The sequence below is a fragment of the Actinoplanes sp. NPDC023801 genome, from assembly GCF_040639655.1.
Lineage (GTDB): Bacteria > Actinomycetota > Actinomycetes > Mycobacteriales > Micromonosporaceae > Actinoplanes.
This window is the reverse complement of record NZ_JBFAAI010000030.1, coordinates 67,540-79,318: the sequence shown is the minus strand read 5'-3', so window position 1 is coordinate 79,318 and position 11,779 is coordinate 67,540. Positions and strand designations below refer to the sequence as shown.

Here is an 11,779-nt window from a genome sequence, read left to right as displayed (position 1 = left end):
GCCCACTTCGAAAGGGTCTGCTTTGCGCCAGCTTCTTCGCCGTCTCGCCGTGACCGCTCTCCTCGCCCCCGTGGCCGCCATCGGCGCTACCACGATGATCGCGAGCCCGGCCGGGGCCGTCCAGGCGAAGTCCGGCCCGTCGCAGCCTGCCTCGTGGACCCCCGGCCCGCCGCAGTACGGCTCGTGGAAGTCCGACTTCCGGAGGCCCGGACCTGGCAAGCGCGGCCCGTCCTGGCGCGGCCCGGCTTGGCCCGCTCCGGCCCAGCCCGCCCCAGCTATGCCCGCCCCAGCTATGCCCGCCCCAGCTATGCCCGCCCCAGCTAGGCCGGCCCCGACCATGCCCGCCCCGACCATGCCCGCCCCTGCTGCGCCGGCTCCCGCTACGCCCGCGCCGACCAGGCCCACACCGACCACTCCGGCCCCGGCTACTCCCGCACCGACCACTCCTGCTCCGGCCGGTTCCGTACCGGCGAGTTCCACCGAGCAGGCCCTGCAGAACGAGATCAATCGACTGGTCAATGTTCAGCGCTCCAATAACGGCTGCACTGCCTTGACGGTCAACGACCAGCTCACCGCAGCCGCCCGTAGCCACAGCGCCTGGATGGCCCAGACCGGCACGCTTTCTCACACCGGCAGCGGCGGCTCCACATTCGTCACCCGCGTCAAGGCCGCCGGCTACGCCCAGCCGTCCGCCGAGAACATTGCCATGGGTTACCGCACCGCCGCCGAGGTCGTCAACGGCTGGATGAACAGCTCCGGTCACCGCACCAACATCCTGAACTGCCAGTCCAAAGCCGTCGGCGTCGGCGTCGTCTACGCCGCCGGCGGTGCCCCGTACTACACCCAGAACTTCGGTTATTGAGCCTGACGAATACTGAGCTGTCCCAGCCGCTTCGCTGCGGCTGGGGCAGCATTTTCGCGTCAGGGGGCAAGCCGGTTGCCGGGAGGAGATCGCCGCCCGGCGGCTGTGCTCGCTCGCCTTTGCCGCGGCCCATTCGGCGAATGCAGGGTCGAAGGTCCCAGCAATATCCGGTTCAGGAGCGGCGGCACCTTCGATCGGAGCGGTTCTCCGAGGTTCTCGACGTGTGCATGGGAATACTGGCTGAGCAGCCTGGCCATCAACTCGCCTCGGTGTCACATCGGTTCCGGCGAAAGCGTTCTTGACGCGGTCGCATGCGGTGTGAACAGAGAGATGTGCAGCCGAGCGGAGTTCCTGGGCGCTCAGCCCCTGGCAGATCAGCTCCACGACGTCCAGCTCACCGGGACTCAACTGGTATGCGAGGGCGAGTTCGGCCGTGAGTCCGACGGGCGCGTAGGGCGACCACGATGGTGGTCCGCAGAGCTGTCTGGCAGGGTGCGGACCCACGACGCCGGTGATCAGGGTGCTGCACCGGGACCGCGACCCCGCGTCCACGCAGCGGTGGATCAACCGCTGACCCGGCGCCCGGGGCAGGCGCCCTTCACGCGGTGCGCCGCAGTAACGACAACACCGAACTCTCCGCCGGCTCGGCTGCCTTGCCGTCGAGGTCTTGTCTACGGTCAGCGCCCTGCCGCCATTGAGCACGATCTTTGGACCGGCCCGAGCGGCTCGCTGCAGAGGACAGAGTGCTGGGCCAGGGAAAGGCCGGCCGGTCAGGCCGTCCGGGCTGTGGCGTGCTTGTCCTGGTACATCGCCTGGTCCGCCTGGTCCAGGACGTACTCGACCGAGGTTGCGGGCGTCCCGGGCTCGCGGGTGACGACGCCGACGCTGCCGCTGACGTGGACATCTTCGACGGCGGCGACAGCGGCGGCGCGCACCCGGCTGGTCCAGCCGTCGACGCAGGCGTCCGCCGGGAGCAGCGCGGCAACGATGAACTCGTCACCACCGAGACGTCCGTGCAGGTCACCGGCCCGGCCGGTACGCGCGAGGGACGCCGCCAGCCGGCGCAGGACCTCGTCGCCGGTGGCGTGACCGTAGGTGTCGTTGACGGCCTTGAACCGGTCCAGGTCGATGAACGCCACGGCAAGCCGCTGCTGGCCGGTGGCGACCTGGTCGAGGGCTTTGTGCAGCCAACGGTGGATGCCGGCCCGATTGCACAGTGCGGTCAGCGAGTCACGTTCGGCGGCCTCCCGCAGACTGTTCATGCGTTGCTCGATGACCGTAGCCCGGGCGGCTTGCAGGTGGTGAGCGGTTTCACGGGCCAGTTGCGCGCTCAACAGCTGCGCGAAAGTCGCCATGATGGCCAGGTTCTGCTCACCCACCAGGGCCGGGTTGCTGCTGGCCCCGCACAGCGTGCCCAGCAACTCGTCGTGGGCGTCGCGTACCGGCACGCTGACGTAGGAAATGATGCCCAACTGCCGGGCGGCGGCGGCACTGGGCCACGTTGCCGGAACGTCGGTCACGTCGGCGCGTCCCTCATCCAGCGCGCGGCGGCACAGCGACTCCTGCCAGCTCGACGTGCCGCCCTCCGCGATGACCAGGTTGCCGCTGTTGTGGGCGTAGGCGACGACCAGCTCGTCGGCCGTGGTGTCGACCAGGGTGAGAAAGGTCGATTCCAGGCCGGTGATGTCCTGGAGCAGCTGCAGCAGCGGCCGGGTCAGAGTCTGCAGGTCCTGTCCGGCGGCGACCGCGTCAGCCAGCTGCCGCAGTCCCGGTTCGCCCGGCGCCCGCACGTCGTCGGTGAGCAGACCGGCAAGGTAACCGGCGACGGTGTTCAAGGTCGCCTCGTCCCGCGGGTTCAGCGTGCGGGCAGGAGTCGTGGCCGCGCAGCACAACGCCCCGTGCACCCGTCCCTCAACCGTCAACGGCACCCCGGCATGCGCGGCGACACCGAATGCGGCGGTGTGCGGGTGCCCGCTCATCACCGCGTCAGCAGCGGTGTCACCGACCAGGACGGGCAGGCCGCCGGAGGCGACCAGGTGACACAACGTCTCCTCGACCGGATGTGTCGTACCCACCGGCAACACCGGCCCGCCCGCAACGGACACACTGTGTGTCACCACACGTTCCCCGCCACGGAACTCGCTGACGTAGGCGACCTCCATACCGAGTTGCTCCACCAGCACCGCCAACGCCCGATCGATGCGCTGCCCAGCGCTGCCCGCCGCCATATTCAGCAAACCGGTCAGCGCAGGTCCAGCCGGCCTCGGCGCCGTGATGTCCACATGTGCCTGCATGCCCGCCACGGTCGGCATTGGGGTGACAAACCTGAACCTGGCACCTGAATCACTCCCGGCGGGCCTCGACACCGCACCCGGTGCGCCGACGGTGCGGCCGATTGCGGTACGGCGGTCGGTAGGAATCAGGCGGGGACGTCGGCGAGGACCCACCGGCCGCGCCCGAGGCGTTTGGCCTGGTACATGGCGGTGTCGGCCTCGCGTAGGAGGGCGTCGGGCCGCCATTGGGCGCCGGTGTCGGTGGTGCAGGCGATTCCGATGCTGGCGCCGACGGTGTACCAGGCACCCTCGTGTTCGACCGGCATGGCTACGTCCTGCAGGATGCGATCGGCGACCCGGATGCCGTCGGTGGCGCCGAGGCCGGTCAGCACCACGGCGAACTCGTCACCGCCGAGCCGGGCAACCGGGTCGCATTCGCGCACGGTGGCTTTCAACCGCTGGGAGACCGTCTGCAGGATGGTGTCGCCGGCGCTGTGCCCGGCGGTGTCATTGACCGCTTTGAAGCCGTCCAGGTCGAGGTAGAGCACGGTGGAACCGGGTGGGCAGGCGTCGAGTTCCTCGCCGAGCGCGGCCCGGTTCAGCAGTCCGGTCAGCGCATCGTGCCGGCTGCGATAGCCGAGCGTGCGTTCGGCTTGTTCCAGGGATCGCAGCGCGGTGGCGAACCGGGCCAGGATGAACCCGGCGGTGGCCACCGTGGCAACGAACAGCAGGAGCCGCTCGGACTCGGCGTACTCGTGGCGCGCGAACAGGACCGCCGGTGCTGTCAGCAGTCCCACCCCGAGGAACCAGACGCGGGCGGGATGCAGGGTAGGGGCCTGGCGGGCCGCGACGGTCAACTCGTTGCTGTTGAGATGCAGAGCGGCCGCGACGAGCAGGGAGTTGCTCAGCAGGATCACACCGGTGCCCACCGCCGTCGCCAGCTCCAGCGAGGGAATGAAGCTCGAACCCAGGTCGGCAATGATGCGCAGCACGGCCGACAGCAGCAGCAGCCGCGTTGCACCGGTACGCCGCCCCGGTGACAGCACCAGCAGCAAGACCCCGGCCAGGATGCCGATGTCACCCATCGGTCCCATCACGTACAGGTACGCGCCCAGCGGATCAGCAGCCAGTTCCGCGAGGTACGGCGAGACGAACGTGACCCAGATCACGATCGAGGACGCCACCGTCAGGGTCAGCATGTCGAGCACGGCCGGCCGGAGCCACCGGCCCGCGCGGCGCCGTGCCATCGCGAACAGTGCCATACCGTACGCGAGGTAGCCGACGGTCCACAGTGCCGCCGATGCTGACCCGTCGTAGGTGCGTTGCAGCAGTGTGCTGACCGGATAGACAGCGTCCCCGGCCAGCCAGGCGACCTGCCCCAGAGCGAGGTAGAGCCACGGCGTCCGATCCCCGTCGCGGCGTCGCTTCGCCGCGGACCAGCAGACCAGAACCACGACACTCAGATACGCACCGAAATAGATCAGATCGCCGTGTGGCGTTCCGGACGTCACACCTGCCACCGCTGCAGCGAGCACGGCCACGGCGAGATAGAGCATCAGCATCCGGCGAGTCATGACCGCCCTGATCGGCAGGCGCAGTTCCACCTTTAGGGAGTGACGTAACGATGTCGGCCGTCTGCCGCGCCGTAGTCACAGCCCGTGAGCCGCGCAGATCGCTACTCGCTGGTGATGATCTGGCGCGGCCCGGAGGAGGTTCCGGGCAGCTGTCGTCTGGTGGGGGATGGCCGGCTCGGCGGTGAGGACCGTCACCTGGGCCGTCGCCGTGGAGGCTATCAGATCGGCAGATGCGCCGTCGATGTTAATGCGCACAGCGTTGGTGAGGATGCGGCCGTGGAGGGCGTATGGGAGCGGTCGGGAGGTCCCGGGCGATGTCGCCGGGGACTGACGATGGCGACGCCGATGGTGGGTTCACGCTGATCGAGGCGATGGCGATGGCGATGGCGGCGGCGGTCATCGGCATAGTTCTGGCCGGTCTCGGTGCCTTCTTCATCGCGGCCCCACACCATCGCCGACCCCGGCGCACCACCGAACTCCCGCACCGTGCGCACCATGCCCTGCGACGGGTCACCGGAACAGAAATGGAACGCCCCACCCACCGCCCAGAACCCGTCACCACTGCAGAACCTGAGCGAGCAGTAGAAGCGCCCGCCGCAACGCATCTTCGGTGCGGATCGATGGGAGGTCGCGTTTCCGGCCCGGATGTTCGAGTTCGTGATCGGCGTCCTGCTTGCCCGGATCATCCTCGCGGGCCGCTGGTCGGCCGTCTCCATGGCCCGGGGCCCACTCATCACGGTGGCCGGCTACCCGGCGGCGCTGTGGGTGCCGTTCTGTACGGGTCGACATGGCGACCGTCTTCCCGATGATCGCTCTCATCGGTGCGGTGGCGACCGCGGACCTGCCGCCGGTCTGCTACGGGGCGGTGTGGTTTCGGCACCGGGACGGCAACCGGCGAGGGGTGTGATGGTCTGATGCCTCGACAATCGCCACTCGTCCCGCGCCCGGGGACCGGTGCCCTCGAGACCGATCATCAGCCCGTCGCGGAGGCGGGCGTCGCCCGCCGTCTCCCGCGGCTGCTGATCGTGCTCGGTGTGATGGCCGGGGGCGTGGTTTTTTCGGCGCCAGCCGGGTGGCGTGATGCGTTCTACCTGCTGGGGGCGGGGTATGCGCTGGCGGTCGTCCTGGCCGGCCTGCGTCACGTGTCGGGGGCGCCTCGCCTGGGTTGGATCATGCTCGGCGTCAGCCTGACGATGCGGGTGCTGGGCGATGTGAGCTGGGCTGCTCTGGCACTGTCCTACGGCCCCGAGGTGCCGTTGCCCTCCGCCGGGGACGCCTTCTACTTCGCGCACTACCTGACCGGCGCCGTCGCGGTGCTGATCCTGAGCAGGCGTGCCGGGGCGCCGTCGCAGGTCGGTCTGATCGACACGGCGATCACGACGGCCGGTCTGCTGTTGCCGGCCTGGATGTTCGCGGCGGAGCCGTATCTGCGTGACACGTCGACGTCGTCGCCGGCCACGGTGGCGACCGCCGTCGCGTACGTCATTTGCTGTCTGCTGTTGTTCGCCTGTGTGGCCCGCTTGTTGTTCGTGGGCGGCTACCAGGGGCGCGGTTACACCTTGACGGCAGCGGCGCTGGTGACGCTGGTGCTGGGCGACATCGTCTATCTCACCGAGATCAGCCGGACCGGGTCGACCTCGGCCGGCGGCCTGGTCTACCTGTTGTGGACGGGTGCGTACGTGTTGTTCGGTGTCGCCGTTCGGTATCCGCTGACACGCCAGCGGCGACTGCTGGCGGACGAGACCCTCACCTGGCAACGGTGTGCGGTGTTCATGCTGGTGGCGGTCTCCGCGCCGGCTTTGTGGGTCTTCCACGGGCAGGCGTCCGGACTGATCGGCAGTCCGGTGGTGCCGGCGTTCATCGTCGCGGTGCTGTCGGTGCTGCTCATCATCCGGCTGGCCATCGTCGCCCGGGTCGCTCAGCGGAGAGCTGCTGAGCTTGCCTGTCGTAGCGTCTCCCTGGACGCGGCGTTGACGCGGCAGCAGGCACTGCAGGACGAGTTGGCCTACCGGGCACTGCACGATCCACTGACGGGGCTCGGCAACCGGGCCATGCTGACCGAGCACCTCGAGGCGGGCCTGCAGGGAGGCACGGCCGGTACCGCGCTGCTGCTTTGCGATCTTGACGGGTTCAAGGACGTCAATGACACCTACGGTCACCCCGTAGGAGATCGGTTGCTCATCGAGGCGTCTCGGCGCCTGCGAGAAGGGACGCCGCCCGCCTGCACTCTTGTCCGGCTCGGGGGCGACGAATTCGTCGTGCTCATGCCGGACAGTGCGGGCGACGATGCCATGGTACTGGCGAAGAGCATCGTGACCACGCTCGCTCAGCCGTACTCGGTCGACGGGCACCTGCTGCATGTGACCACCAGTGTCGGGCTTGCTGTGACCGACGGGTCAGCTACGGTCAGTGACGTCCTGCGAGACGCCGACCTCGCGCTCTATGCCGCCAAGAAGGCCGGCAAGAACGCCGCGGTGCGCTTCGAACCCTCGTTGCGCGCTGCCCAGCTCAGTCAGAACTCCATGGTGACCGGGCTGCGTACGGCGCTGGCCGAGAACCGGTTCACGGTGCACTACCAACCGATCGTCGACATGGAGACCGGGCGTGTCGAAAAGGTGGAAGCCTTGCTGCGCTGGTCCGGGCCGGACGGCCGGGCGGTGCCACCGGCGCAGTTCATTCCGGTTGCCGAAGCCAGTGGCCTGATCGTGTCGATCGGGGAGTGGGTGCTGTGGCAGGCCTGCCGCGACGCGGCGGCCTGGCACCGTGACCGCGGGGTGGCGGTGTCGGTGAACGTCTCCGGGCGGCAACTTGCCGATCCACGCTTCGCCGACACGGTGCTCGACATCCTCGCCGCGACGGGCCTGCCAGGCACGGCACTCATTCTGGAGATCACCGAAACGATCCTCGTCCACGGCGAGGAATCCGACCGGGAACAGGTGAACCGGCAACTTCACCGTTTGCGGACCGAAGGGCTGCGCATCGCCGTCGACGACTTCGGCACCGGTTACTCGTCGATGGCGTCACTGCAACGGCTTCCCGTCGACATCCTGAAAATCGACAGGAGCTTCACCCTCGGCCCCGCGCCGGACGGCACCCCCGCCGAACCGGCGTTCATTCACGCCATCCTCGGCCTCGCCGACAGCCTGCACCTGGATGTCATCGCCGAGGGAGTCGAGACAACCGGCCAGCGCGCCGCGTTGAGCGCACTCGGCTGCCGGACCGCGCAAGGCTATCTGTTCGCCCGGCCCGCCCCCGCAACGTCCATCGACGCACTACTGGTCGCCGAAAGACACGGGCAGGCCGGACAAGAACTGGTCACGAACGTGAGCGGCAGCGCATGACGCCACCTGGAGCTATACGCCTTTTGCGTACTATGACTAGGTGTGGAGCCGAAGAATCCCGGCGCCGATCTCGGCCGTGACAGCAGCGTCGATCATCGGGCGCTGTTCCTGGCCGTACCGACTCCCGTGCTGGTGCTGGACACCCGCCTGGTGATCGTCGAGGCCAACGAGGCCTATTTGACGGCTACGATGCGCAGCCGTGACGAGTTGGTGGGTCGTCCGGTGTTCGATGCGTTTCCCGACAATCCCGATGACCCCTCAGCCAGCGGCGTGAGCATGTGGGGTGCCTCGCTGCGGCGGGTGCTCAGCGAGCGGGTCACCGACGTGATGGCGATCCAGAAGTACGACATCCCCCGGCCTGATGGCGGCTTCGACACCCGCTTCTGGGCGCCGGCCAATGCGCCGGTGTTCGGCCCGGGAGGCGAGCTGCGCTGGATCCTGCACCGCACCGAGGACGTCACCGTTTTCATGCAGGCCCGTCAGAACTCTGCGTCGCTGGAGGAGCTGACCGCTCAGTTGCGGACCCGGACCGAGCAGATGGCCGCCGAGGTCTTCGCCCGGCGGGAACTGCAGCACCAGAACGAGACCCTGCATGCCCTCCTCGACAGCCTCGACACGGCCGTCGTCGGCTGCGACGCCGCGGGCTCGCCGGTGCTGTTCAACGAGGGTGCCCGCCAGTTGTTCGGTGACCTGCTCGACGGAGTGCCGGTCGACGAGTGGGCGCAGCACCTGGCGGTGTTCCACCCCGACGGGCGGCGCATGCACGGCGAGGACCTGCCACTGGCCCGCGCGCTGCGCGGGGAACGGGTGCGTGACGCCGAGATCGTGGTCCGGGCATCCGCGGCGCCGCGCCGGTACTTCCGGGCCAACGGCCGGCCGGTCACCGGCCAGCCCGGGCTGGCGGCGGTGGTCGCGCTGCACGAGGTGACCCTGCACCGCCGTGCCGCCCGCTACAAGGAATGCGAGCTGGAGATCTCCCGGCTCATCGCCAAGCCGAACCCGCCGGACGAAATTCTGGCCCGGCTCGTTGAGGTCATCGGCCGGATGGCCGGCTGGGTGACGGTGGAGATGTGGAGCGTCGACCACGTCGCCCAGGTCCTGCGCCGCGCCGGCTGCTGGGCCGAGCCGGGCTACGACCTCCCCTGCCGCTTGCCCGGCCCGCTGCTGTACGGCCAAGGCATCCCCGGCCGCGCATGGCAGACCGCGGAGCCGGTCTGGGCGGCGAACCTGCACGCGCACCCGGACGCGGCACAGCAGACCACCGACTGGGGGCCGCTACGCGCCGCACTGGCCACTCCCATCCCCAGCGGCTCGGTCATCCTCGCCGTGCTGATCTGCTACAGCGACACCACCGAAGTCCCCGACGACACCCGCACCGCAATCATGACCGGCATCGGCGCGCACCTCGGCGAGTTCCTCGCCCGCCGCCACGCCGAACAACTCGCCGTCGAACTCAACCAGTCCCGCGACGAGTACATCGCCCTGGTCGGTCATGAGCTACGAACCCCGCTGACCAGCGTGCAGGCCTACACCGAGGTGATGCTCGACGACCCGGACGCGACCGAGGACCAGCGTTCCATGCTGCAGGTGATGCGGCGTAACACCGACACCCTGCACGGCATCGTCATGAAGTTGCTCGACGTCTCCGGCATGCGCTCCGGGCACATCGACCTGAACGCGCAACCGATGGACCTGACCACCGTCGTGGACGCCGCCGCCGACGCCGCCCGGGCCGGCTCGACGGAGGTCTCGGTCGAGGTGAACACCCCGCCAACGGCACCGCTGCACGGCGACCCCGGCCGGCTGCGCCAAGTCGTCGACGAACTGCTGTCCAACGCACTCACCTGGGCCGCCCCTGGCACCACCGTCGGCGTCAACCTGCACACCGATCAACACACGGCCACTCTCGCCGTGTCCAACACCGGCCACCGCATCCCCGCCGACGAACGTGACCGCCTGTTTCACATGTTCTTCCGCAGCGACACCGCCCGCCACGGCGGCATCCCGGGCACCGGCCTTGGCCTCACCATCGCCAGGACCATCATCGAACAACACGGCGGCACCATCACCGTCAGCGAACCCGACGAAGCCGCCACCACCTTCACCATCCGCCTCCCCACCAGGCAAGCCGTCACGGCCGGTACCCGTCCGGCATCCACCTGACCCACCGATACAGCCCATGGCGATCTGATGGCATCGACCCCGGCGTCACCGGGTTCAGCTTCAAGGCCGGGTGACGCCCCGACCCCCGGCGGAACGGTCTTCACATCCGCCTTGGCGGCCAGGGCGGCGCGGCTTGCGCAATCACAGGGGGCCTGGCGTACCCCATTGAATGAATCGGCCTCACCCGCTCGGCACCTGCTGACGTCGCGCTACCGGGGAAGAGGCCGGCCTTGCGGGGTTCTGTCGACGGAGCCCGCTGAGCGACCCGGGCGCGCGGACGGACCGAGCGGAGCGCTCATCCACGGCGAAAGGACGCTTCCCGACATCGACTGACGCCGCTAAACCGACTCTGACCTGCGAATATTGTCGTTTCCGCGAGCTGACGCGGGGCATGCAGGTAGCTATGTCAACTGCTCCACGCGATCCGCACTCCCGTCCCGTAGCCGTACCGGCCGGGGGCGGCCCCACCCGGCGTAAGTGGCTGCTGCCGCTGCTGCTCGGGTTGCTCGCCCTCATCGCCCTTTTGGTGTTGCTGTCGCAGTGCGGCGGTGACGACAAGGATGACGATCGCCCGGCCGCCACCCCCACCACCACCGCAACCGCAACCGCGACCGTGACGTCTCCCGCGAACACTTCGCCTGCCGCCCCGAGCGCCGCCGCGACCGGCACGGGCCAGGCCGGCGGGGCGGGCACGGTCACCGCCGCCGGCACGAACCTGCTCGATGCCGCGAGCGCTGCCACCCTCAGCGCCCAGGACACGCAGCAGGCCGTCGGACGTGCGGTCAAGGTGCAGTCGGTGCCCGCCGACGAAGGGTTCTGGGTCGGCACCAGCGAACAGGACCGTCTGTGGGTGCAGCTGAGCGGCACCCGCGGCGAGTCCGACTACAAGGTCAAGCAGGGCGACACCGTCGACTTCACCGGCACCGTCACCAAGGCCGCGTCCGACTTCGCCACCAAGGTCGGTGTGACCGCGGCCGAGGGCGCCGACCAGCTCGTCCAGCAGGGCTACTACGTGTCCGTGCCGGCATCGAGCGTCAAGCTGTCCAGCTGACTGCCGCGCCGGGACTGGCAACCGCACGGACCGCTACCCGCAGCGCTGTGAGGGAACGGTTCCACGGAGAAAGTGAATAGTCACCTCGAGACGGAGCGAGGGGCCACGCCGCCCGGCGGGCCCTTCGCGGCCTGCGAGGTGGTGCGGGGAGCGCCTCCCCTTCGCTCCGGTCCAGCGGCTCTCGTGCACCGAGGCGGAGCAGCGGCCGAAACGTGCCCTGCGCGCGGTCGGCGGCGAGGTCGCCGGGTGCTTCGCGGTCCGGCGACCTCAGCATGGCGCTGGCCGACGCGGGCGCCGATCCGCACGTGCTGAATCAAACCGCACGTCGGTGATCGAACATTTCTACGAGGTCCTCGACTACTACGAGGATCTTCCTGCCGACTTCGAGCCAGCCGTGGCTTACCTGCGCAAACGGGCGTGACCGAAAAGGCCTCCGGAACTGTCGGGGGCCTCGCGTATGCTCCGGCCCGGCGAAGCGCCCGGCGAAGCGCCCGGCGAAGCGCCCGGCGAAGCGC

General features: G+C 69.2%; 7 protein-coding genes. 4 read left to right on the top strand and 3 right to left on the bottom strand.

Annotated elements, in window-relative coordinates:
• The first annotated feature begins 94 nt into the window (after positions 1–94).
• A complete protein-coding gene (locus AB0G04_RS36150; RefSeq protein WP_360992530.1) occupies positions 95–862 on the top strand; it encodes a CAP domain-containing protein in 768 nt (255 codons plus the stop codon).
• A gap of 770 nt (positions 863–1,632) precedes the next feature.
• On the opposite strand, the gene AB0G04_RS36145 is transcribed toward AB0G04_RS36150, so the two are convergent.
• The 3 genes from AB0G04_RS36145 to AB0G04_RS36135 form a co-directional block, all read right to left on the bottom strand.
• Positions 1,633–3,090 carry a diguanylate cyclase gene (locus tag AB0G04_RS36145; RefSeq protein ID WP_360992529.1) on the bottom strand — a complete coding sequence of 486 codons (1,458 nt, stop codon included), beginning with the start codon at positions 3,088–3,090 and terminating at the stop codon, positions 1,633–1,635.
• Between the two features lie 191 nt (positions 3,091–3,281).
• Positions 3,282–4,709, bottom strand: a complete 1,428-nt coding sequence (locus tag AB0G04_RS36140; RefSeq protein ID WP_360992441.1) for a diguanylate cyclase — start codon at positions 4,707–4,709, stop codon at positions 3,282–3,284.
• A gap of 218 nt (positions 4,710–4,927) precedes the next feature.
• Positions 4,928–5,425, bottom strand: a complete 498-nt coding sequence (locus AB0G04_RS36135; protein WP_360992438.1) for a hypothetical protein — start codon at positions 5,423–5,425, stop codon at positions 4,928–4,930.
• Between the two features lie 198 nt (positions 5,426–5,623).
• On the opposite strand from AB0G04_RS36135, the gene AB0G04_RS36130 reads away from it, so the two are divergent.
• The 3 genes from AB0G04_RS36130 (at position 5,624) to AB0G04_RS36120 (ending at position 11,264) form a co-directional block, all read left to right on the top strand.
• Positions 5,624–8,050 (top strand): EAL domain-containing protein, encoded by a 2,427-nt coding sequence (locus tag AB0G04_RS36130; protein WP_360992435.1) that lies wholly within the window; start codon positions 5,624–5,626, stop codon positions 8,048–8,050.
• A 42-nt stretch (positions 8,051–8,092) separates the two neighbouring features.
• Positions 8,093–10,213 (top strand): ATP-binding protein, encoded by a 2,121-nt coding sequence (locus AB0G04_RS36125; RefSeq protein ID WP_360992433.1) that lies wholly within the window; start codon positions 8,093–8,095, stop codon positions 10,211–10,213.
• A gap of 403 nt (positions 10,214–10,616) precedes the next feature.
• The gene (locus AB0G04_RS36120; RefSeq protein ID WP_360992430.1) at positions 10,617–11,264 is read left to right on the top strand and encodes a hypothetical protein; all 648 of its coding nucleotides are present in this window, start codon (positions 10,617–10,619) and stop codon (positions 11,262–11,264) included.
• Positions 11,265–11,779 lie beyond the last annotated feature (515 nt).

Bases quoted from the DNA above. Each gene is read 5' to 3' on its own strand.
- AB0G04_RS36150 (WP_360992530.1), top strand. From the start codon at position 95: ATGATCGCGAGCCCGGCCGGGGCCGTCCAGGCGAAGTCCGGCCCGTCG.
- AB0G04_RS36145 (WP_360992529.1), bottom strand. From the start codon at position 3,090: ATGGCGGCGGGCAGCGCTGGGCAGCGCATCGATCGGGCGTTGGCGGTG.
- AB0G04_RS36140 (WP_360992441.1), bottom strand. From the start codon at position 4,709: ATGACTCGCCGGATGCTGATGCTCTATCTCGCCGTGGCCGTGCTCGCT.
- AB0G04_RS36135 (WP_360992438.1), bottom strand. From the start codon at position 5,425: ATGGAGACGGCCGACCAGCGGCCCGCGAGGATGATCCGGGCAAGCAGG.
- AB0G04_RS36130 (WP_360992435.1), top strand. From the start codon at position 5,624: ATGCCTCGACAATCGCCACTCGTCCCGCGCCCGGGGACCGGTGCCCTC.
- AB0G04_RS36120 (WP_360992430.1), top strand. From the start codon at position 10,617: ATGTCAACTGCTCCACGCGATCCGCACTCCCGTCCCGTAGCCGTACCG.